The organism is Leclercia sp. GLN_9, from assembly GCF_043105735.1.
Classification (GTDB): domain Bacteria; phylum Pseudomonadota; class Gammaproteobacteria; order Enterobacterales; family Enterobacteriaceae; genus Enterobacter; species Enterobacter adecarboxylatus.
The window spans coordinates 1-21,625 of sequence record NZ_JBICLV010000014.1 but is presented as its reverse complement, the minus strand read 5'-3'; the positions used below and the strand labels follow the sequence as shown (position 1 = coordinate 21,625).

The 21,625-nt window shown below is 55.8% G+C and carries 18 protein-coding genes and 1 riboswitch; of the genes, 13 read left to right on the top strand and 5 right to left on the bottom strand.

What is annotated here, in order from left to right:
• The first annotated feature begins 147 nt into the window (after positions 1–147).
• The 5 genes from ACF8PE_RS08430 to ACF8PE_RS08410 are packed head-to-tail and all read left to right on the top strand — an operon-like array spanning position 148 to position 5,110.
• On the top strand, positions 148–1,227 hold the full coding sequence (locus ACF8PE_RS08430; RefSeq protein WP_032615257.1) for a PTS fructose transporter subunit EIIC: 1,080 nt from the start codon (positions 148–150) through the stop codon (positions 1,225–1,227).
• Between the two features lie 14 nt (positions 1,228–1,241).
• Positions 1,242–1,562 (top strand): PTS fructose-like transporter subunit IIB, encoded by a 321-nt coding sequence (locus tag ACF8PE_RS08425; protein WP_032615255.1) that lies wholly within the window; start codon positions 1,242–1,244, stop codon positions 1,560–1,562.
• A 48-nt stretch (positions 1,563–1,610) separates the two neighbouring features.
• Complete coding sequence (locus tag ACF8PE_RS08420) at positions 1,611–3,908, top strand: formate C-acetyltransferase (RefSeq protein ID WP_392494769.1); 2,298 nt, start codon at positions 1,611–1,613, stop codon at positions 3,906–3,908.
• Positions 3,874–4,752, top strand: coding sequence for a [formate-C-acetyltransferase]-activating enzyme (locus tag ACF8PE_RS08415; protein ID WP_392494768.1), 879 nt, complete (start codon positions 3,874–3,876; stop codon positions 4,750–4,752). The genes ACF8PE_RS08420 and ACF8PE_RS08415 overlap by 35 nt, the downstream gene beginning before the upstream one ends.
• 1 nt (position 4,753) lies before the next feature.
• Complete coding sequence (locus tag ACF8PE_RS08410) at positions 4,754–5,110, top strand: PTS fructose-like transporter subunit IIB (RefSeq protein ID WP_032615249.1); 357 nt, start codon at positions 4,754–4,756, stop codon at positions 5,108–5,110.
• Here the strand turns inward: ACF8PE_RS08410 and ACF8PE_RS08405 are convergent, their stop codons facing one another.
• The 3 genes from ACF8PE_RS08405 to argE form a co-directional block, all read right to left on the bottom strand.
• Positions 5,111–5,947 (bottom strand): helix-turn-helix transcriptional regulator, encoded by an 837-nt coding sequence (locus ACF8PE_RS08405; RefSeq protein WP_392494767.1) that lies wholly within the window; start codon positions 5,945–5,947, stop codon positions 5,111–5,113.
• Positions 5,948–6,051: 104 nt separating this feature from the next.
• Complete coding sequence (gene ppc, locus ACF8PE_RS08400) at positions 6,052–8,703, bottom strand: phosphoenolpyruvate carboxylase (protein WP_032615245.1); 2,652 nt, start codon at positions 8,701–8,703, stop codon at positions 6,052–6,054.
• Positions 8,704–8,950: 247 nt separating this feature from the next.
• On the bottom strand, positions 8,951–10,102 hold the full coding sequence (argE, locus tag ACF8PE_RS08395) for an acetylornithine deacetylase (RefSeq protein ID WP_032615243.1): 1,152 nt from the start codon (positions 10,100–10,102) through the stop codon (positions 8,951–8,953).
• An 88-nt stretch (positions 10,103–10,190) separates the two neighbouring features.
• On the opposite strand from argE, the gene argC reads away from it, so the two are divergent.
• The 4 genes from argC to oxyR all read left to right on the top strand — a co-directional run bounded on the left by argC (position 10,191) and on the right by oxyR (position 14,690).
• Positions 10,191–11,195: an N-acetyl-gamma-glutamyl-phosphate reductase gene (gene argC, locus ACF8PE_RS08390; protein WP_163604057.1), complete on the top strand. Its 1,005-nt coding sequence runs from the start codon at positions 10,191–10,193 to the stop codon at positions 11,193–11,195.
• A gap of 6 nt (positions 11,196–11,201) precedes the next feature.
• On the top strand, positions 11,202–11,978 hold the full coding sequence (gene argB / locus ACF8PE_RS08385) for an acetylglutamate kinase (protein WP_098946274.1): 777 nt from the start codon (positions 11,202–11,204) through the stop codon (positions 11,976–11,978).
• A gap of 101 nt (positions 11,979–12,079) precedes the next feature.
• On the top strand, positions 12,080–13,453 hold the full coding sequence (gene argH / locus ACF8PE_RS08380; protein WP_032615236.1) for an argininosuccinate lyase: 1,374 nt from the start codon (positions 12,080–12,082) through the stop codon (positions 13,451–13,453).
• Positions 13,454–13,772: 319 nt separating this feature from the next.
• Positions 13,773–14,690, top strand: a complete 918-nt coding sequence (oxyR, locus tag ACF8PE_RS08375) for a DNA-binding transcriptional regulator OxyR (protein WP_032615235.1) — start codon at positions 13,773–13,775, stop codon at positions 14,688–14,690.
• Here oxyR and sthA read toward each other — a convergent pair.
• On the bottom strand, positions 14,673–16,073 hold the full coding sequence (sthA, locus tag ACF8PE_RS08370) for a Si-specific NAD(P)(+) transhydrogenase (protein WP_032615234.1): 1,401 nt from the start codon (positions 16,071–16,073) through the stop codon (positions 14,673–14,675). The two genes, oxyR and sthA, sit on opposite strands and share 18 nt — an antisense overlap.
• Before the next feature lie 196 nt (positions 16,074–16,269).
• On the opposite strand from sthA, the gene fabR reads away from it, so the two are divergent.
• Both fabR and ACF8PE_RS08360 read left to right on the top strand, forming a co-directional pair.
• A complete protein-coding gene (fabR, locus tag ACF8PE_RS08365; protein WP_032615233.1) occupies positions 16,270–16,908 on the top strand; it encodes an HTH-type transcriptional repressor FabR in 639 nt (212 codons plus the stop codon).
• A 10-nt stretch (positions 16,909–16,918) separates the two neighbouring features.
• Positions 16,919–17,278 carry a YijD family membrane protein gene (locus ACF8PE_RS08360; protein WP_032615232.1) on the top strand — a complete coding sequence of 120 codons (360 nt, stop codon included), beginning with the start codon at positions 16,919–16,921 and terminating at the stop codon, positions 17,276–17,278.
• Between the two features lie 47 nt (positions 17,279–17,325).
• Here the strand turns inward: ACF8PE_RS08360 and trmA are convergent, their stop codons facing one another.
• The gene (trmA, locus tag ACF8PE_RS08355) at positions 17,326–18,426 is read right to left on the bottom strand and encodes a tRNA (uridine(54)-C5)-methyltransferase TrmA (protein ID WP_150872713.1); all 1,101 of its coding nucleotides are present in this window, start codon (positions 18,424–18,426) and stop codon (positions 17,326–17,328) included.
• Between the two features lie 104 nt (positions 18,427–18,530).
• Positions 18,531–18,707, top strand: a riboswitch (cobalamin riboswitch).
• A 65-nt stretch (positions 18,708–18,772) separates the two neighbouring features.
• On the opposite strand from trmA, the gene btuB reads away from it, so the two are divergent.
• Both btuB and murI read left to right on the top strand, forming a co-directional pair.
• Positions 18,773–20,626, top strand: a complete 1,854-nt coding sequence (gene btuB / locus ACF8PE_RS08350; RefSeq protein WP_392494766.1) for a TonB-dependent vitamin B12 receptor BtuB — start codon at positions 18,773–18,775, stop codon at positions 20,624–20,626.
• On the top strand, positions 20,571–21,422 hold the full coding sequence (murI, locus tag ACF8PE_RS08345; RefSeq protein ID WP_032615226.1) for a glutamate racemase: 852 nt from the start codon (positions 20,571–20,573) through the stop codon (positions 21,420–21,422). Before btuB ends, murI begins: the two co-directional genes overlap by 56 nt.
• Positions 21,423–21,625 lie beyond the last annotated feature (203 nt).

Below are 21,625 nucleotides of genomic sequence, written 5' to 3'. Positions count from 1 at the left end.
AACTTATGAGGCTGATCTCATTTTTGTACTGACATTACAAAAATCCAGTAAATGGCCTTTTTATCCACTGTCTGCCTCCCGCCTGATTGCCTATTGTTGCCACAACATCTTTATGGATATGGGCACACACTGGCCCGGGAGCGACTTATGAAAGAGTTGGTGCAGATCCTGAAAAACACCCGTCAACATTTGATGACCGGCGTGTCTCACATGATCCCCTTTGTGGTAGCGGGTGGGATCCTGCTGGCGGTTTCCGTCATGTTGTACGGCAAAGGCGCCGTGCCGGATGCGGCGACCGATCCAAACCTCAAAAAGCTGTTTGATATCGGCGTGGCGGGGTTGACCCTGATGGTGCCTTTCCTGGCGGCCTATATTGGTTACTCCATCGCCGAGCGCGCCGCGCTGGCACCTTGTGCGATTGGCGCCTGGGTCGGCAACAGCTTCGGCGCCGGGTTCTTCGGGGCGCTGATTGCCGGGATCATCGGTGGCATCGTGGTCTATTACCTGAAAAAAATCCCGGTGCATAAGGTCCTGCGCTCGGTGATGCCTATCTTCGTCATTCCTATTATCGGCACCTTTATTACCGCGGGCGTGATGATGTGGGGCCTGGGCGAACCTGTCGGCGCGCTGACCACCAGCCTGACCCAGTGGTTACAAGGTATGCAGCAGGGCAGCATCGTGTTGCTGGCGGTGATCATGGGCCTGATGCTGGCCTTCGACATGGGCGGCCCGGTGAACAAGGTGGCCTATGCCTTCATGCTTATTTGCGTGTCGCAGGGAGTCTACACCGTGGTTGCCATCGCCGCCGTGGGCATCTGCGTGCCGCCGTTGGGGTTGGGTCTGGCGACGCTGTTGGGCCGTAAAAACTTCTCCGGTGAAGAACGCGAAGCCGGCAAAGCGGCGCTGGTAATGGGCTGTGTTGGCGTCACTGAAGGGGCAATCCCCTTTGCGGCGGCTGATCCATTGCGCGTGATCCCTTCCATCATGGTGGGCTCTGCCTGCGGTACGGTAACCGCCGCGCTGCTGGGTGCCCAGTGTTATGCAGGATGGGGCGGCGTGATCGTGCTGCCCGTTGTTGAGGGCAAACTCGGCTACCTCGCCGCCATTGCCGTTGGGGCGCTGGTGACGGCAGTCTGCGTTAACGTATTGAAAAGTTTGGCTCGCAAGAATGTTGACCCGGTCAGTGAGAAAGAAGACGACCTGGATTTAGATTTCGAAATGAATTAAGTGAGGAATAAACCATGACCAAAATTATTGCTGTAACCGCATGTCCTTCTGGCGTTGCCCACACATACATGGCTGCCGAAGCGCTGGAAAGTGCCGCAAAAGCGAAGGGCTGGGAAGTCAAAGTGGAGACGCAGGGGTCGATCGGCCTGGAGAACGAACTGACCGCCGCCGATGTGGCTGAGGCCGATATGGTCATTTTGACCAAAGATATCGGCATCAAATTTGAAGAACGTTTTGCCGGGAAAACCATTGTACGCGTCAACATCAGCGATGCCGTCAAACGTGCCGACGCCATCATGAACAAAATCGACGCCCATCTGGCGCAAACCGCTTAATCCTTTCCCGCCCATTCGGGCGGGTTTGTATTTTTACAGGAGTTCCTCATGACGAATCGTACCCAGCGCCTGAAAGCTGCGCTTTTTGCACATAACCGAGAAATTTCGCTCGAACGCGCTTTGCTCTATACCGCCAGCCATCGGCAGACCGAGGGCGAGCCGGTTATTCTGCGTCGCGCCAAAGCCACGGCGTATATCCTTGAGCATGTTGAGATTTCGATTCGTGATGAGGAATTAATCGCCGGTAACCGTACTGTGAAGCCGCGCGCGGGGATTATGTCGCCAGAGATGGATCCCTACTGGCTGCTGAAAGAGCTGGAACAGTTCCCGACGCGGCCGCAGGACCGTTTTGCGATCAGCGATGAGGACAAACGCATCTATCGTGACGAGCTCTTCCCTTACTGGGAAAAGCGCTCAATGAAAGATTTTATCAACGGCCAGATGACTGACGAGGTGAAGGCGGCCGTCAGCACGCAGATTTTTAGCGTCAACCAGACGGACAAAGGGCAGGGGCACATCATTATCGACTATCCGCATCTGCTGAATAACGGCCTGGACGAGCTGGTAGCGCAGATGCGCCAGCACTGCCAACAGCAGCCGGATAACCCGTTCTACCAGGCCGCACTGCTGCTGCTTGAGGCCTCGCAAAGCCATATCTTGCGTTATGCGCTGTTGGCTGAAAACATGGCCGAGAACTGCCCTGACGCGCAGCGTCGTCAGGAGTTGCTGGCCATTGCTGCCAACTCTCGCCATAACGCCCAGCACAAGCCGCAAACCTTCTGGCAGGCGTGCCAGCTGTTCTGGTACATGAACATTATTTTGCAATACGAGTCCAACGCCAGTTCCCTGTCGCTGGGGCGCTTTGACCAGTATATGCTGCCGTTTTATCAGGCTTCGCTCACGCAGGGTGAAAATCCCGCTTTCCTGAAGGAATTGCTGGAGTCATTGTGGGTAAAATGCAATGACATCGTGCTGTTACGCTCTACCAGCAGTGCGCGCTACTTTGCCGGGTTCCCGACCGGCTACACCGCCCTGCTCGGCGGGCTGACCGAAAGTGGGCGTAGCGCAGTCAACGTGCTCTCCTTCCTCTGCCTCGATGCTTATCAGAACGTCCAGTTGCCGCAGCCTAACCTTGGTGTGCGCACCAATGCGTTGATCGACACGCCATTCCTGCTAAAAACCGCTGAGACCATTCGTCTCGGCACGGGTATTCCGCAGATCTTTAATGACGAAGTGGTCGTGCCTGCGTTCCTGAACCGCGGCGTGTCGCTGGAAGATGCCCGCGACTACGCGGTGGTGGGCTGCGTGGAACTGTCGATTCCCGGCAGAACTTACGGTCTGCATGATATCGCCATGTTTAACCTGCTGAAGGTAATGGAAATTTGCCTGCATGAAAACGAAGGCAATAATGCGCTGAGCTATGAGGGGTTACTGACGCAAATCCGCGCCAAAATCAGCCATTACATCCAACTGATGGTCGAGGGCAGCAATATCTGCGATATCGGCCACCGCGACTGGGCGCCGGTGCCGCTGCTTTCATCGTTTATCAGTGACTGTCTGGATAAGGGCCGCGATATTACCGATGGCGGTGCGCGGTATAACTTCTCTGGCGTGCAGGGGATTGGTATCGCTAACCTCAGCGACTCGCTGCATGCGCTGAAGGGGCTGGTCTTTGAACAGCAACGCTTAAGTTTCGATGAACTGCTGGCAGTGCTGAAGGGGAATTTTGCCACCCCGGAAGGGGAAAAAGTACGCGCCAGGCTGATTAACCGCTTCGAAAAATACGGTAACGATATTGATGATGTGGATAATATTAGCGCCGAATTGCTTCGCCATTACTGCAAAGAAGTTGAAAAATACGCTAACCCGCGTGGCGGTTACTTCACTCCCGGCTCTTATACCGTCTCGGCACATGTGCCGCTGGGCTCGGTCGTCGGGGCCACGCCGGATGGGCGCTATGCCGGAGAACAGTTAGCTGACGGCGGTCTGTCGCCAATGCTGGGCCAGGATATGCAGGGGCCGACCGCGGTGCTGAAATCGGTAAGCAAGCTGGATAACATGCTGTTATCTAACGGTACGCTGCTGAATGTTAAGTTCACACCTGCCACTCTGGAAGGAGATGCAGGGCTGCATAAGCTGGCGGATTTCCTGCGTGCCTTTACGCAGCTGAAATTACAGCACGTGCAGTTTAACGTGGTGAATGCCGATACGCTGCGTGATGCACAGCGTCGGCCACAGGATTTTGCCGGTCTGGTGGTACGCGTTGCGGGCTATAGCGCCTTCTTTGTTGAGTTGTCGAAGGAGATCCAGGATGACATCATCCGCCGCACCGCGCATCAGCTGTGAGGTGATTGATCCGCGCGGCGATGAGGTCGCGCGCATCTTCAATATTCAGCGCTATTCCCTGAACGACGGGCAAGGTATCCGCACGGTGGTTTTCTTCAAGGGCTGCCCGCATACCTGCCCGTGGTGCGCCAACCCGGAATCGATCTCCCCCAGGATCGAAACCGTACGGCGTAAGAGTAAATGCCTGCACTGCTCGCCCTGCCAGCGGGATGCCGATGAATGCCCTTCCGGGGCTTTTGAGGCCGTAGGGCGTGAAGTCACCCTGAATGAACTGGCCCGCGAAGTGATGAAAGATGAAGTCTTTTTTCGCGCTTCCGGGGGCGGCGTGACCTTATCGGGCGGCGAGGTGTTGATGCAGGCCCCCTTTGCGACGCGGTTTTTGCAACGTCTGCGTAGCTGGGGCGTGCCCTGCGCCATTGAAACCGCCGGAGATGCGCCCGCCAGCCGCTTGCTACCCCTGGCGCGTTGCTGTGATGAGGTGCTGTTTGACCTTAAAATTATGGACGCGCGGCAGGCCCGCGAAGTCGTCAGCATGAATCAGCCGCGGGTAGTGGAAAACCTGCGGTTGCTGGTGCAGGAAGGGATTGCGGTCACGCCAAGGCTGCCGCTGATCCCTGGCTACACGCTCAGCAAAGAGAATATGCATCAGGCGCTTACGTTGTTGACGTCTCTGGGTATCAGGCACCTGCATCTGTTACCGTTTCATCAATACGGTGAGCCAAAGTATCGTCTGCTTGGGCAACAGTGGTCGATGAGAGAGGTGTCCGCTCCGTCGGCGCAAGAAGTGGCAGCTTACCGTCAGTGGGCGGAAAGTGCCGGATTTGAGGTCACCGTAGGAGGTTAATATGACAGTGCCATCTGGACGATATCTGGTTGCCGTAACCGCCTGCGTTAGCGGCGTTGCGCACACTTACATGGCTGCCGAGCGCCTCGAGAAGATTTGTCAGCAAGAAAAATGGCACATCAAGATTGAAACCCAGGGGGCGCTGGGAATAGAAAACCCCTTAGCGGAAGAGGATATCCGCCGGGCGGATGCGGTGCTGCTGATTACGGATATTGAGCTTGCAGGGGCGGAGCGGTTTGCCTCCAGCCGTTACGTACAATCGGGTATCAGCGCTTTTCTGCGGGAACCGCAGCGCGTGATGAGCGCCGTGCGTAGGCTGCTTTCCGCTCCGCAGCAAACCCACTTTATTGTGGAATAACTATTTTTCCGTGAGCTGGCTGTGATACTGCCGGCGATATTCCGAGGGGGAGCGCTCGGTGTTTTTACGGAACAGGCGGCAAAAGTAGTTACTATCGACAAACCCACAGGCGTGGGCCACCTCTTTGACCTTCAGATCGTACCCTTTCAGCAACATCCGGGCGTGCTCCAGCCGCGTATGGTTCAGGTACTCATTAAAGCCCATCCCCCCCGTTTTTTGAAACAGATGAGAGAGGTAATTGGGTGAGATATAAAACGCATGCGCCACCGACTCCCGGGTTAACGCCATGGCGTAGTGCTCATCAATATAATTACGAATGGCTTCGAACAGCGCCTGGCTTCGCGATGCGGTCTGGATCTGGCTGCCGAGCAGATCGCGACAGTGGCTGAGCAGGCTGGTGACGATGAGTCTGGCGGTGTGTTGCTCCTGCGGCTGCATCTGCATTTCATTGAGGGTCTGTAACAGGAAAGAACCAATTCGCGGCCCCCGGCGTGCAACGTGCTGCTTCGTCAGATTGTGATAGTGTTTGCCATCCCACTGTACCACGCTAAAGCCGAGCTGCTGTTTACCAAACAGAATGCTGAAGGTCGTCACCGGGCTATTTATCTGCGGAAAGTTCCAGCCACCCGCCGGAACATAGAGGACATCGCAGGGGATAAGGGTTAGCGTGAGACCTGCGTCAATGAGTTCACCCTCCAGCACGATCTCCAGGCGCGGGAAATCCACCTTATAGGCCAGTTCCGGCACCGGGCCGCTGGTGCTGGCAAAATAAATATGCCGCAATGGCGTAGCGCCACTGATAAGGCGGGAGAGAAGGTGGTTGACGTCGTGATACATGTTTTTCCCTTGCCGGATGCAGACAGGGCAACATTAACGTTGATAATTGAAAAAGGCCATCCTAATTGGATGGCCTTTGCCGTGATGATGTCCGTCGCGGTTAATTAACCTGTGTTACGCATGCCCGCCGCAACACCTGCGATGGTGACCATCAGCGCTTGTTCCACACGTGGATCCGGCTCCAGACCTTCTTCTTCCGCTTTACGCGAACGGTACAGCAGCTCTGCCTGCAGCACGTTCAGCGGGTCGGTGTAGATGTTACGCAGCTGGATGGACTCGGCAATCCATGGCAGATCGGCCATCAGATGGGAGTCGTTGGCGATATCCAGCACCACTTTGATGTCGTCTTGCAGCAGCTCGCGCAGCTCGCTGCCCAGCGCCCACAGCTCCGGTTTCACCAGACGCTGATCGTAGTATTCCGCCAGCCACAGGTCGGCTTTCGAGAACACCATCTCCAGCATGCCGAGGCGCGTGGAGAAGAATGGCCAGTCGCGGCACATGGATTCCAGTTCGTTCTGCTTCCCGTCTTCCACCACTTTTTGCAGAGCGGCACCGGCACCCAGCCAGGCCGGGAGCATCAGTCGGTTCTGCGTCCAGGCGAAGATCCACGGGATAGCACGCAGGGACTCAACCCCGCCGGTCGGGCGACGTTTTGCCGGACGTGAACCCAGCGGCAGTTTGCCCAGCTCCTGCTCCGGCGTTGCCGAGCGGAAGTAAGGCACGAAGTCTTTGTTTTCGCGCACATAGCCGCGGTACATATCGCACGAGATATCGGACAGTTCGTCCATGATATGACGCCAGGCATCTTTCGGCTCCGGCGGCGGCAGCAGGTTCGCTTCGAGGATCGCACTGGTGTAGAGCGACAGGCTGCTGATGGTAACTTCCGGCAGACCGTACTTGAAGCGGATCATTTCGCCTTGTTCGGTCACACGCAGGCCGCCTTTCAGGCTGCCCGGCGGTTGAGAGAGCAGGGCCGCATGAGCAGGGGCACCGCCACGGCCAATCGAGCCGCCGCGACCGTGGAACAGGGTCAGTTCAATCCCGGCTTTTTCGCAGGTTTTGATCAGCGCATCTTGTGCCTGATACTGCGCCCAGGAGGCGGCCATCACGCCCGCATCTTTTGCGGAGTCGGAATAGCCGATCATGACCATCTGCTTGCCCTGGATAAAGCCGCGATACCAGTCGATGTTCAGCAGCTGGGTCATCACGTCGTTGGCGTTATTCAGGTCATCGAGCGTTTCAAACAGCGGCGCGACCGGCAGAGCAAAGGTAATGCCCGCTTCTTTCAGCAGCAGGTGAACCGCCAGCACGTCAGACGGGGTTTTCGCCATGGAGATCACATAGGCCGCCACCGATCCTTTCGGCGCATCGACGATCGCTTTGCAGGTGTCGAGCACTTCACGGGTCTCTTCACTTGGTGCCCAGCTCCGCGGCAGCAGAGGACGTTTGGAATTCAGTTCGCGGATCAGGAAGGCCTGTTTGTCGGCTTCTGACCAGCTTTCGTAGTCGCCAATGCCGAGATAGCGGGTCAGCTCGCCCAGCGCCTCGGTGTGACGGGTGCTTTCCTGACGCACGTCGATACGCACCAGCGGCACGCCGAAACACTTCACGCGGCGCAGGGTATCGAGCAGCTCGCCGTTCGCGATGATGCCCATCCCGCAGGCTTGCAGTGACTGATAACAGGCGTATAGCGGCTCCCACAGCTGCTCGTTCTGGCTGAGCAGACCGGCGGGTTTCGGCAGACGCTGGCCTTTAAGGCGCGCTTCCAGCCAGGCCTGAGTGGCCAGCAGCTGGCTGCGCAGGTTTTTGAGCAGGAAGCGGTAAGGTTCGGTTGCACCGGCTTCACCTACCAGCTCAAGCAGTTCTGGCGTGGCTTCGACCATCGACAGCTCTGAAATCAAAATCTGAATGTCTTTCAGGAACAGATCGGTGGCTTTCCAGCGGCTGAGCAGCAGGACGTGGCGAGTGATCTCGGCGGTAACGTTCGGGTTGCCGTCGCGGTCGCCGCCCATCCAGGAGGTGAAGCGCACCGGAACAAAATCCACCGGCAGGCGATAGCCGAGGTTCTCTTCCAGCTGTTCATTCAGCTCGCGCAGGTAGTTAGGCACCCCTTCCCACAGGCTGTTTTCCACCACCGCAAAGCCCCATTTGGCTTCGTCAACCGGGCTTGGGCGGTGCTTACGGATTTCATCGGTATGCCAGGACTGAGCAATCAACTGGCGCAGACGGCGCATCAGCTGGTTACGTTCGTAGTCAGCAATCTCTTTATTATCAAGTTGCTTCAGGCAGTTGTTCACTTCACCCATTTTGTGGATCAGGGTGCGGCGGGTAATCTCAGTTGGGTGGGCGGTCAGCACCAGCTCCAGTGACAGAGACTCAACGGCCTTTTTGATGGTCGCTTCGTTGAGATCGGGTTGGTCCTTGAGTTTTCTGAGCGTGCGGGCAATCACTTCCGGGTTGCTGGCCCCTTCGCCATTCGGCGAAATGCTATGGTACTGTTCGGCGGTATTCGCCAGGTTAAGAAACTGGCTGAAGGCACGGGCAACGGGCAGCAGCTCGTCGTTAGAGAGGTTCTGCAACGTGGTGAGCAGCTCCTGACGGTTGGCTTCGTTACCGGCACGGGAAGATTTAGACAGCTTACGGATTGTTTCAACGCGATCGAGAATGTTCTCGCCCAACGCATCCTTGATGGTATCTCCCAGCACCTTGCCGAGCATACTGACATTACTACGCAACGCGGAATATTGTTCGTTCATAAAAACCCAGTCACCCCATCATTTTTGTTTATGCCCGGCCAGACATCCAACGGACATTATTTTGTCATCTCCCTTTATAAAGCCACGTAAAACCCCCGTCGTCAATTGCTGCGAAAACGGTTCAGCAAACGAATAAATGCGGGCAATTTACGAAATTTAATTCGCTTTGCGTCAGATAAGAGATGCTTATAGGAGTGTGACGAAGATCATGAGATTTTTCCCCTCTCGTGAGAGAGGGGGACAGTCATTAATGCCAGCAAAAGTGATGCACAACCTGGGTGATCAGTTCACGGGTCGGTTTGATAAAGCGCGTTTCCAGATACTCATCCGGCTGGTGGGCCTGGTTGATGGAACCCGGACCGAGGACCAGCGTCGGACAGAGAGTCTGAATAAACGGCGCTTCGGTGCAGTAGTTCACCACGTCGGTTTTTTCGCCGAGCAGTTTTTCCACCACCTCCACCAGTTGATGGTCCGGTGGGCACTCATAGCCCGGGATCGGCGGATGCAGTTCAGAAACCGTCAGGCGGCCCGGCCAGCGCTCGCTCACCGGGGCCAGCGCTTCATTCAGCAAGCCGTCAAGATCGCTTAAGGTCATGCCCGGCAGCGGGCGGATATCCATATGCAGTTCGCAGCAGGCGCAGATGCGGTTGGACGCATCGCCGCCGTGCAGGCTGCCGAGGTTGAGGGTCGGATACGGCACGGTGAACGCATCGTAGTGATAACGCTCTTTCAGATCGTCGCGCAGGGTCATGATGCGGCCAATGGCGTCGTGCATCAGTTCGATGGCATTAACGCCGCGCGCCGGATCGCTGGAGTGGCCGGACTGGCCCAGCACGCGCACCGCCGTGGAGATATGGCCTTTATGCGCGCGGATAGGTTGCAGGGAGGTTGGCTCGCCGATAATGGCGCAATCCGGGCGAATTGCGGTGTTTTCAGAGAAGTAGCGCGCGCCTGCCATGCTGGTCTCTTCATCGGCAGTCGCCAGAATATAGAGCGGCTTTTTCAGCGTTTTCACGTCCACGTCACGCAGCGCGTCGAGGATAAAGGCGAAGAAGCCTTTCATGTCCGCGGTGCCCAGCCCGTAGAGCTTGTTGTCGTGCTCGGTCAGGGTGAAGGGATCGCGCGTCCAGCGGCCATCGTCAAACGGTACGGTATCGGTATGTCCCGCCAGCAGCAGGCCGCCCGCACCCTGCCCGGTGCTCGCGAGCAGGTTAAATTTATTACGGGTTCCCGGGACGGGCTGAACTTCCACTTTAAACCCGAGATCGCTGAACCACCCCGCCAGCAGATTGATTAAAGTCTCATTACTCTGATCCAGCGCTTCTTCCGTTGCGCTGATGGACGGCGTGGCAATCAGGGCGCGGTAGATCTCGATAAATGGCGGTAAATTCATTTTCATTGTTGACACACCTTAGGTCGTGATAGTATCAATATTCATGCAATAAATGTGAATAAAAATACATTAACGTTGAGCATAAAGGAACCCGATGTTGAATACGCTGATTGTAGGCGCTAGCGGTTATGCGGGCGCAGAGCTTGTAAGCTACGTGAATCGCCATCCTCATATGACCATAACCGCTTTGACTGTCTCAGCGCAAAGCAATGATGCAGGAAAGTTAATTTCCGATTTACATCCGCAACTTAAAGGGATTGTTGATCTGCCGTTGCAGCCAATGTCGGATATCAGCGCGTTTACCGACGGCGTGGACGTGGTGTTTTTAGCCACCGCCCACGAAGTTAGCCACGACCTGGCGCCGCAGTTTCTGGCGGCCGGCTGCGTGGTATTCGATCTCTCCGGTGCGTTCCGTGTGAATGACGCCGCGTTCTATGAAAAATACTATGGTTTCACCCATCAGCACCCGGATCTGCTTGAACAAGCAGTATATGGTCTGGCGGAGTGGAACGCAGATGCGCTGAAAGAAGCGAACCTGATTGCCGTGCCGGGTTGCTACCCGACGGCGGCGCAACTCTCCCTGAAGCCGTTGATCGATGCAGACCTGCTGGATCTCAACCAGTGGCCAGTGATCAACGCTACCAGCGGCGTGAGCGGAGCAGGGCGCAAAGCGGCTATCTCCAACAGCTTCTGTGAAGTGAGCCTGCAGCCGTATGGCGTGTTTAATCATCGTCATCACCCGGAAATCACTACCCATCTGGGGGCGGAAGTCATCTTCACTCCGCACCTGGGCAACTTCCCGCGCGGGATCCTCGAAACCATCACCTGCCGTCTGAAACCGGGCGTGACCAAAGAGCAGGTAGGCGAGGCTTTCACGCAGGCATATGCGAATAAACCGCTGGTACGTCTGTATGACAAAGGCGTGCCGGCGTTGAAAAATGTGGTCGGCCTGCCGTTCTGCGATATCGGCTTTGCCGTGCAGGGTGAGCACCTGATTGTGGTGGCCGCAGAAGATAACTTACTGAAAGGCGCAGCCGCCCAGGCTGTTCAGTGCGCAAATATTCGTTTTGGCTATGCTGAAACGCAGTCTCTTATTTAAGGTGTGATGATGAACCCATTAATTATCAAGCTTGGTGGTGTGCTGCTGGACAGCGAAGAGGCGCTGGAGCGTCTGTTTACCGCGCTGGTTAACTATCGCGAATCCCATCAACGCCCGCTGGTGATTGTCCACGGCGGCGGCTGTGTGGTTGATGAGTTAATGAAAGGCCTTAACCTGCCGGTGAAAAAGAAGAATGGCCTGCGTGTCACGCCTGCCGACCAGATCGACATCATTACCGGCGCGCTGGCGGGCACTGCCAACAAAACGCTGCTGGCCTGGGCGAAGAAACACCATATCGCCTCCGTGGGCCTTTATCTCGGCGATGGCGACAGCGTAAAAGTGACCCAGCTTGACGAAGAGCTGGGGCATGTAGGCCTGGCGCAGCCGGGTTCGCCTAAGCTGATTAACACCCTGCTGGAAGGGGGATTCCTGCCAGTGGTCAGCTCTATCGGTGTGACCGAAGAGGGCGAGCTGATGAACGTCAACGCAGACCAGGCGGCTACCGCTCTGGCGGCGACGCTGGGCGCAGACCTGATTCTCCTCTCTGACGTGAGCGGTATTCTGGACGGCAAAGGCCAGCGCATTGCGGAAATGACTGCGGCGAAGGCTGAGCAGCTGATCGCCCAGGGCATTATTACCGACGGCATGATTGTGAAAGTGAATGCGGCGCTGGATGCCGCGCGCACGCTTGGCCGCCCGGTGGATATCGCCTCCTGGCGTCATGCCGAGCAACTGCCAGCCCTGTTCAACGGCACGCCGATTGGTACCCGTATTCTGGCTTAATATTTACTGCCCGGCGGCACTCTGCTTGCCGGGCCGACAAGACCGTAGGTCGGGTAAGCGTAGCGCCACCCGGCAGAACTAACGAATAAAGGAAGCATGTTATGGCACTTTGGGGTGGGCGTTTTACACAGGCAGCGGATCAACGGTTCAAACAGTTCAACGACTCTTTGCGCTTCGACTACCGCCTGGCCGAGCAGGATATTGTCGGCTCTGTGGCCTGGTCCAAAGCGCTGGTCACCGTTGGCGTGCTGACCGCAGACGAACAGCTGCAGCTGGAAGAGGCGCTGAACAACCTGCTGGAAGAGGTGCGTCTGAACCCGCAGCAAATCCTCGAGAGCGATGCCGAAGATATTCACAGTTGGGTGGAAGGCAAACTGATCGACAAAGTCGGCCAGTTAGGTAAAAAGCTGCACACCGGCCGGAGCCGTAATGACCAGGTGGCGACCGACCTGAAGCTGTGGTGTAAAGATACCGTGGTGGAACTGCTGGCGGCGAACCGTCAGCTGCAGAGCGCGCTGGTGGAAACCGCGCAAAACAACCAGGACGCGGTGATGCCAGGGTATACCCACCTGCAGCGTGCGCAGCCTGTCACCTTTGCTCACTGGTCGCTGGCCTACGTTGAGATGCTGGCGCGTGATGAGAGTCGTCTGCAGGATGCCTTAAAGCGTCTGGACGTTAGCCCGCTGGGCAGCGGCGCATTGGCCGGTACGGCGTATGAAATCGACCGTGAGCAGCTGGCCGGCTGGCTGGGCTTTGCTTCCGCCACCCGCAACAGCCTGGACAGCGTCTCCGACCGTGACCACGTGCTGGAGCTGCTCTCAAATGCGTCAATCGGTATGGTGCATCTGTCGCGCTTCGCCGAAGACCTGATCTTCTTCAACTCTGGCGAAGCCGGTTTTGTGGAGCTGTCGGATCGTGTGACTTCCGGCTCTTCCCTGATGCCGCAGAAGAAAAACCCGGATGCGCTGGAGCTGATCCGCGGCAAGTGTGGCCGCGTGCAGGGTGCGCTGACCGGCATGATGATGACCCTGAAAGGGCTGCCGCTGGCGTACAACAAAGATATGCAGGAAGACAAAGAAGGGCTGTTCGACGCGCTCGACACCTGGCTGGACTGTCTGCATATGGCGGCGCTGGTGCTGGACGGCATTCAGGTGAAACGTCCGCGTTGCCAGGAAGCGGCCCAGCAGGGGTATGCTAACTCCACCGAGCTGGCGGATTACCTGGTCGCCAAAGGCGTGCCGTTCCGTGAAGCGCACCATATTGTGGGTGAAGCGGTGGTAGAAGCCATTCGTCAGGGTAAACCGCTGGAAGATTTATCTCTGGCTGACCTGCAAAAATTCAGCAACGTGATTGGTGATGATGTTTACCCTATTCTGGCGCTGCAGTCGTGCCTGGATAAGCGTGCGGCAAAAGGCGGCGTGTCGCCGCAGCAGGTGGCGCAGGCCATTGCGGATGCAAAAACCCGTCTGCTTTAATGCGTGCGGGCTGGTGCCCCACCCCGGCTCTTTCCTTTAGTTCGAGAGATCACACCCTAAAATGGCAACTTCGGTTGCCATTTTGCTTTTATCCCGTTTTTTAACGCAAAAAAAAAGCGGACCACGGGGTCCGCAAAAGTTCACGTTGGCTTTAGTTGTTCGAGCTTTGAGAAAAACTCGTTAGACGGGCAGGACTTCAAGGGTAATCAGTGCCGCTTCGTCTCTGTGATGCATTATTCAACAGAACGCTTGATAGGGATAATCGTTCATTGCTATGCTATCTATCGCCATGAACTATCGTGGCGACGGAGGATGAATAATGAATATTCGTGATCTTGAATACCTGGTTGCATTAGCTGAACACCGCCATTTTCGCCGCGCGGCAGATTCCTGCCACGTCAGTCAGCCTACGCTTAGCGGTCAGATCCGTAAGCTGGAAGACGAACTTGGTGTGATGCTGCTGGAGCGCACCAGTCGTAAGGTTCTGTTCACCCAGGCAGGTCTTCTGCTGGTGGATCAGGCGCGCACCGTGCTGCGCGAGGTCAAAGTGCTCAAGGAAATGGCAAGCCAGCAGGGGGAGACTATGTCCGGCCCGCTGCATATTGGCCTGATCCCTACCGTTGGCCCATACCTGCTGCCGCAAATTATTCCGATGCTGCATCAGACTTTCCCAAAACTCGAAATGTACCTGCATGAAGCGCAAACGCATCAGCTGCTGGCGCAGTTAGATAGCGGCAAACTCGACTGCGCGATCCTCGCGCTGGTCAAAGAGAGTGAATCCTTTATCGAAGTCCCGCTGTTTGATGAACCGATGATGCTGGCGATCTATGAGGATCACCCGTGGGCGAACCGCGATCGCGTACCGATGGCCGATCTGGCCGGTGAAAAGCTGCTGATGCTGGAAGATGGTCACTGTCTGCGCGATCAGGCGATGGGCTTCTGTTTTGAAGCGGGTGCCGATGAAGATACCCACTTCCGCGCAACCAGTCTGGAAACGCTGCGTAACATGGTAGCGGCGGGAAGTGGTATTACGCTGCTGCCAGCGCTGTCCGTTCCGCCAGAGCGTCGCCGTGACGGGGTGGTTTATCTGCCGTGCATCAAGCCGGAGCCGCGTCGTACTATTGGCCTGGTCTATCGCCCGGGGTCGCCGCTGCGCAGCCGCTATGAGCAGCTGGCAGAGGCCATCCGCAGTTCGATGGATGGCCGTTTCGACAGTGCGTTAAAACAGGCGGTTTAAGCCGTTCAGCGCCGCAACCCGATAGGCTTCTGCCATGGTCGGGTAGTTAAAGGTGGTGTTAACAAAATACTCGATGGTGTTACCGCCACCTTTTTGCTCCATGATCGCCTGGCCGATGTGGATGATTTCCGCCGCACGTTCACCGAAGCAGTGAATGCCGAGGATCTCTTTCGTCTCGCGATGGAACAGGATCTTCAGCGTACCCACACTCATCCCGACGATTTGCGCCCGCGCCAGATGTTTAAACTGGGCGCGACCCACCTCGTAAGGCACCTTCATGGCCGTCAGCTGCTGTTCGGTTTTCCCGACTGAGCTGATCTCAGGAATGGTGTAAATGCCGGTCGGGATATCTTCAATCAGATGCGCCGTCGCTTCACCTTTCACCAGCGCCTGAGCGGCAATGCGCCCCTGGTCATAAGCGGCCGACGCCAGGCTTGGATAACCAATGACGTCACCTACAGCATAGATATGCGGCAGAGCGGTCTGATACATGCTGTTGACCTTGAGCAGCCCGCGGCTGTCAGTGGTCAGGCCGATGTTTTCCAGCGCCAGCGAATCGGTATTACCGGTACGACCGTTAGCGTAGAGCAGGCAGTCGGCTTTCAGCTTTTTGCCGGACTTCAGGTGCATAATCACGCCATCATCGCAGCCTTCGATCTTCTCATACTCTTCGTTGTGACGAATCACCACGCCGCTGTTCCAGAAGTGGTACGAGAGCGAGTCGGACATCTCCTGATCGAGGAACGCCAGCAGGCGGTCGCGGGTGTTTATCAGGTCAACTTTGACGTTCATGCCGCGGAAGATGGAAGCATATTCACAGCCGATCACCCCAGCACCGTAAATCAGTACGTGGCGCGGCTCATGGTGCAGGCTCAGAATGGAGTCGCTGTCGTAGACGCGCGGATGGGAGAAATCCACATCTGCCGGACGGTACGGGCGTGAGCCGCAGGCGATCACAAACTTCTCGGCGGTGATGGTCTCGACGGAACCGTCATGACACTCCAGCGCCAGCGTATGTTCATCCACGAAATGGGCGTTACCCTGCAAAATTTCGCAGTGATTACGTTCATAAAAGCCCTGACGCATACGGGTCTGCTGATTAATAACGGTATCAGCGTGGTTCAGGATATCGGCAAATGATGAACGGAGAAGACGGGAGTGATCGCTGTAAAGAGGGTTCTGGTTGAATTCAATAATGCGGCTGACAGCGTGGCGGAGGGCTTTAGAAGGGATGGTGCCCCAGTGGGTGCAACCGCCGCCAACATTATGGTAGCGCTCAATAACCGCGACTCTGGCTCCTTGCTTAACCAGTCCCATAGCAGCGCCTTCGCCGCCAGGGCCGGAACCAATAACTATTGCGTCGTAATCGTAGGAATGTGACATGGTAAGGCTTACCTGTTCTTATACATAAAAGCAACAGAATAGTAACATCATTGGCGGGATAACCCAATTATCGTTGTGCTCTTTTCGCGTGATGGAGCACAAACAACATGGAAAGCGTCATTCTGTAAGCCAGGTAAACCGATTAATTTTATTCTCTGGTATAGTGCCAGCGGGCCTTTGGAAGGATTCAACTATCGTGATGGGCGTAAGAGCACAACAAAAAGAGAAAACCCGGCGTTCGCTGGTAGAAGCGGCATTCAGTCAACTGAGTGCCGAGCGAAGTTTTGCCAGTCTGAGCCTGCGCGAAGTCGCACGCGAAGCCGGGATTGCGCCTACCTCTTTCTATCGTCATTTCCGTGACGTAGATGAACTGGGTCTGACCATGGTGGATGAAAGCGGGCTGATGCTCCGCCAGCTGATGCGCCAGGCGCGTCAGCGTATTGCTAAAGGGGGCAGCGTGATCCGCACCTCCGTTTCCACCTTTATGGAGTTTATCGGCAACAATCCCAACGCGTTTCGTTTACTGCTGCGGGAACGCTCTGGTACGTCGGCCGCGTTTCGTGCCGCCGTGGCGCGTGAGATTCAGCATTTTATTGCGGAACTTGCCGACTATCTTGAACTCGAAAACCATATGCCGCGCGCCTTCACTGAAGCGCAGGCCGAGGCGATGGTGACAATAGTCTTCAGTGCGGGCGCCGAAGCACTGGATGTGAGCGTTGAACAACGCAAACAACTCGAAGAGCGACTGGTATTGCAACTGCGGATGATCTCTAAAGGGGCTTATTACTGGTATCGCCGTGAACAAGAAAAACTGGCGCATCAATCCGATGAGTGAAAGGTGAGTAATGAAACAGACAGGACAGGATAAAGGAACATTGTTGCTGGCATTGATCGCTGGCTTATCCATTAACGGTACGTTTGCAGCGATTTTTAGCTCTATTGTGCCGTTTTCGGTTTTCCCGATGATCTCTCTGGTGCTGACGGTGTACTGTCTGCATCAGCGTTATCAGAATCGCACCATGCCGGTGGGGTTACCGGCATTGTCGGCGGCGTTCTTTGTGCTGGGCGTCCTGCTGTATAGCACCGTGGTGCGTGCAGAGTACCCGGACATTGGCTCTAACTTCCTGCCTGCGGTGCTGTCTGTGGCGCTGGTGTTCTGGATCGGCTTTAAAATGCGCAACCGTAAACAGCAGCTGCCAGAGTAAGATGTGTTTGTAGGCCGGGTAAGCGCTGCGCCACCCGGCATTACGATTTACCGGGCCGTCAGTAACACACCGCACTCCATATGGTGCGTATACGGGAACTGATCGAACAATGCCAGACGTTCAACCTTGTGCGTCTGGCTTAATGTTTCCAGGTTCTTGCATAAGGTTTCCGGGTTACAGGAGATATACAGAATACGCGGGTACGCCTGCACCATCTTCTCGGTTTCGCTGTCCAGCCCACTGCGCGGTGGATCGACGAAAATCGTCTCACACTGGTAGCTCTTCAGATCAATTCCCTGCAGACGGTTAAACTCCCGCACGCCGTTCATCGCCTGAGTAAATTCTTCCGCCGACATCCGAATGATCTGCACATTATCAATGTGGTTAGCCGCGATGTTGTACTGGGCGGAAGCGACCGACGGTTTGGCAATTTCGGTAGCCAGAACGCGATTGAAGTTACGCGCCAGCGCCAGCGAGAAGTTACCGTTACCGCAGTACAGCTCCAGCAGATCGCCGGTTGAACCTTCAGTGGCATGCAGTGCCCACTCCAGCATCTGCACGTTCATCGCCGCGTTCGGCTGAGTAAAGCTGTTCTCCACCTGGCGATAAATCATCTCTTTGCCCGCCACCGGCAGACGCTCGTCGATGAAATCCTGATCCAGCGTGATTTTGGTTTTTGTCGCACGGCCAATCAGATGCACGTTGATGTTCTGCGCACGCAGTGCATCACGCAGGGCTTCTGCGGCCTGGCGCCATTCGTCATTCAGCGCTTTATGGTACAGCAGCGAGACGATGGCCTGATTGCTTTGGGTGGTGAGGTAGTCAATCTGGAACAGCTTATGGCGCAGCAGCGGATTATTACGCACGCCATCCATCATCAGGGTCATCAGCTGGTTAATCAGCTCGCTGGCCGCCGGGAAACTGTCCACGCGGATACGGCTTTTGGTCTGCTGATCGAAGATGATGTGATAAAGGTCGTCGCCGTCATGCCAGATGCGGAATTCGGCACGCATACGGTAGTGACTGACCGGGGAGCGGAACACCTCAGGCGCAGGCGCAGCAAAAGGCGTCATCATACTTTGCAGACGGACGACTTTCTCTGCCAGTTGCGCGTCGTACTGTTCTGTCGGGAGGTGTTCGGGGGTCATGATGCTTCCTGATTGATGATGAATTACGCGGGGATTGTAGGGATTGTACAGGGGATGTCCAGCCTTAATGGTTAACAGCAGTCTGGACATCTATACGTGTCTAAATGTAGCATTATGTTTCCGGTCTCTTGAGAGTGAAAAGGGAATCCAGTGCAAATCTGGAGCTGACGCGCAGCGGTAAAGACTGGCGGGATGAGAGCTGTAGACACTGTGAAAATGGGAAGTCTTCATCCTTATAAAGCCACCTAGCCCGAAGACCTGCCGGAATTACGTCGCATTTGGTTTCATCATCGCGTGCTATGGGTGAGGCCTGCGGCATCCTTCTTATATTGTGGATGCTTTTACAATGATAAAAAAAGTATCGCTGTTGACGGCGCTTTCCGTCACGGCATTTTCGGGCTGGGCGCAATCTGGCGCAGACGCGCTGGTCGTAACGGCTAACCGTGTTGCTCAACCTGCTAACACCGTTCTGGCCCCTAGCTCCGTTGTGACCCGGGAAGATATTGAACGCTGGCAGGCAAAAAGCGTCGTTGAAATCATGTCACGCTTACCGGGTGTGGATATCGCCCAAAGCGGCGGCATGGGTGCCAATTCCTCTACCTTTATTCGCGGAACGGAATCCCGTCATGTGCTGATATTGATCGACGGCATTCCACTGAATAACGCCGGCATCAGTAACTCACCGGATCTCAGCCAAATCCCCGTTTCGCTCATTCAACGTGTCGAATACATTCGCGGCCCGCGTTCCGCCCTGTATGGTTCGGATGCTATTGGCGGCGTGATTAACATCATCACCGGCCGGGACAAGCCAGGCGCTGAAATCACTGCCAGCGTCGGCTCGAAAGGGTATCAATCTTACGATGGGTCCTTCCAGCAGGTACTGGATAAAACCAAAATCACCCTCGGCGGCAACTATACCTATACCCGCGGCTTTGATATCGATGCGGCGGATGCGCCACGCCAGCCCGATCGTGACGGCTTTATGAGTAAGTCGCTGTTTGGCTCGGTTGAGCAGCAGCTCACCGATAACCTGAGCGGTTTCGTGCGGGGACTGGGTTATGACAACCGCACGGCGTATGACGGCTATGAGCACTATGACGCTAACTTTATGGTCGATGGCCTGCCGGACACGCGCCAGCTGTATAGCCAGAACTGGGATACCGGATTGCGCTATAACCAGGGGATCTACCAGACTCAACTGGTGGGCGGGTATGGTCGCAGTAAAGACCAGAACTACGATCCGAGCAAAGGCCGTTATGCTTCTTCTGCCACTACGGATGACGTTAAGCAGTACACCGCTCAATGGCTGAACACCGTGACGGTTGGCCACGGCAATATCGGCGCGGGTCTGGACTGGCAGAAACAAAAAACCGAGGCGGGAACAGGTTATCTGGATCAAGGCTACACGCAGCGCAACACCGGGGTATTCCTGTCTGCCATGCAGCAGTTTGATAGTGTCACCCTGGAAGCCGCAGCACGTAATGATGATAACTCTAACTTTGGTAACCATAGCACCTGGCAGACCAGCGCCGGATGGGAGTTTATCGACGGTTACCGGATCATCGGTTCCTACGGCACGGCCTATAAAGCGCCGACCATGAGCCAGATCCACAGTGCGAGCTATGGCAACCCGGACCTGAAGCCGGAAGAGAGCAAGCAGTGGGAAGGTGGCTTCGAGGGGCTGACCGGCCCGGTCACCTGGCGCGTATCAGGATATCGTAATGATATCGACAACCTGATTAGCAGCGACCCGCGTACGTTCCGCTACTACAACGTCGATAAAGCGCGCATTAAAGGTATCGAAGCTACGGCGCAGTTTGATACCGGCCCGGTGGGACATCAGATCTCTTATGACTATGTTGACCCGCGCAATGCCAAAACCAACGAGGTGCTGGCCCGCCGTTCTAAGCAGCAGGTGAAGTACCAGTTGGATACCCAGGTGTGGGATCTCGACTGGAATCTGGCCTACCGTTACCTGGGCACCCGTTATGACGTGGCGTACAATCCTGATACGTTCACCTCAGAGCGCGTGAAAATGGGTGGGGTCAGTTTGTGGGATCTCGCAGTTTCATATCCTGTCACCTCTCACCTTACAGTTCGTGGTAAAATCGCCAACCTGTTCGATAAAGACTACGAGACAGTTTATGGCTACGAAACTGCAGGACGGGAATACACCTTGTCTGGCAGCTACACCTTCTGACCCACGTCCCACCGTACTGGTGTTTGACTCCGGTGTCGGTGGGCTTTCAGTCTATGATGAGATTCGGCATTTACTGCCGGATCTTCATTACATCTATGCATTCGATAACGTGGCTTTTCCGTATGGGGAAAAGAGCGAAGACTTTATTGTCGAGCGCGTCATTGAGATCGTGACTGCTGTACAACAGCATTACCCTCTCGCTCTGGCGGTGATTGCCTGTAATACGGCGAGTACGGTTTCCCTTCCAGCCTTACGCGAAAAATTCCCATTCCCGGTTGTCGGCGTGGTGCCGGCGATTAAACCTGCGGCACGCCTGACGGCGAATGGCGTGGTGGGACTGCTGGCAACGCGCGGGACGGTTAAGCGTCCTTATACCCGCGAGCTGATCGAACGCTTTGCCAATGAGTGTCAGATCGCGATGTTAGGTTCAGCCGAGCTGGTGGAGATGGCCGAAGCGAAATTACACGGCCAACCGGTATCACTGGAAGAGTTACGCCGCGTTCTGCGTCCGTGGCTGCGTATGAAGGAGCCGCCAGATACGGTTGTACTCGGCTGCACGCATTTCCCTTTATTGCAGGACGAGCTGCTTGCCGTACTGCCGGAAGGTACCCGACTGGTAGACTCGGGGGCAGCTATTGCCCGTCGCACCGCATGGCTGCTTGAACATGAAGCGCCAGATGCGAAATCTACCGACGCGAATATTGCTTATTGCATGGCATTGACCGCTGAGACTGAGCAACTTTTACCCGTTTTACATCGTTACGGCTTCGAAACGCTCGAAAAACTAGCGCTGTAGCACGTTTTTGAGCAAAAAAAAGACGGTTGAAAGATTTTTTTAAATTAGCTCTTGTCACTGCCGAAGAACTCCCTATAATGCGCCTCCACTGACACGGAACAACGGATTACAAACCGCCGTGACAGCAGGCTTCAGAGATGAACGCCGGCAGAGAAAAGCAAAAATAATCGCTTGACTCTGAATGAGGAAAACGTAATATACGG

Excerpts from the sequence above, each read along its gene's own strand:
- ACF8PE_RS08415 (WP_392494768.1), top strand. The coding sequence starts at position 3,874 with ATGACATCATCCGCCGCACCGCGCATCAGCTGTGAGGTGATTGATCCG.
- argB (WP_098946274.1), top strand. The coding sequence starts at position 11,202 with ATGATGAACCCATTAATTATCAAGCTTGGTGGTGTGCTGCTGGACAGC.
- trmA (WP_150872713.1), bottom strand. The coding sequence starts at position 18,426 with ATGACCCCCGAACACCTCCCGACAGAACAGTACGACGCGCAACTGGCA.
- sthA (WP_032615234.1), bottom strand. The coding sequence starts at position 16,073 with ATGTCACATTCCTACGATTACGACGCAATAGTTATTGGTTCCGGCCCT.
- ACF8PE_RS08360 (WP_032615232.1), top strand. The coding sequence starts at position 16,919 with ATGAAACAGACAGGACAGGATAAAGGAACATTGTTGCTGGCATTGATC.
- ACF8PE_RS08410 (WP_032615249.1), top strand. The coding sequence starts at position 4,754 with ATGACAGTGCCATCTGGACGATATCTGGTTGCCGTAACCGCCTGCGTT.
- argE (WP_032615243.1), bottom strand. The coding sequence starts at position 10,102 with ATGAAAATGAATTTACCGCCATTTATCGAGATCTACCGCGCCCTGATT.
- ACF8PE_RS08425 (WP_032615255.1), top strand. The coding sequence starts at position 1,242 with ATGACCAAAATTATTGCTGTAACCGCATGTCCTTCTGGCGTTGCCCAC.
- btuB (WP_392494766.1), top strand. The coding sequence starts at position 18,773 with ATGATAAAAAAAGTATCGCTGTTGACGGCGCTTTCCGTCACGGCATTT.
- ppc (WP_032615245.1), bottom strand. The coding sequence starts at position 8,703 with ATGAACGAACAATATTCCGCGTTGCGTAGTAATGTCAGTATGCTCGGC.
- murI (WP_032615226.1), top strand. The coding sequence starts at position 20,571 with ATGGCTACGAAACTGCAGGACGGGAATACACCTTGTCTGGCAGCTACA.
- argH (WP_032615236.1), top strand. The coding sequence starts at position 12,080 with ATGGCACTTTGGGGTGGGCGTTTTACACAGGCAGCGGATCAACGGTTC.
- ACF8PE_RS08405 (WP_392494767.1), bottom strand. The coding sequence starts at position 5,947 with ATGTATCACGACGTCAACCACCTTCTCTCCCGCCTTATCAGTGGCGCT.
- ACF8PE_RS08430 (WP_032615257.1), top strand. The coding sequence starts at position 148 with ATGAAAGAGTTGGTGCAGATCCTGAAAAACACCCGTCAACATTTGATG.
- oxyR (WP_032615235.1), top strand. The coding sequence starts at position 13,773 with ATGAATATTCGTGATCTTGAATACCTGGTTGCATTAGCTGAACACCGC.
- argC (WP_163604057.1), top strand. The coding sequence starts at position 10,191 with ATGTTGAATACGCTGATTGTAGGCGCTAGCGGTTATGCGGGCGCAGAG.
- ACF8PE_RS08420 (WP_392494769.1), top strand. The coding sequence starts at position 1,611 with ATGACGAATCGTACCCAGCGCCTGAAAGCTGCGCTTTTTGCACATAAC.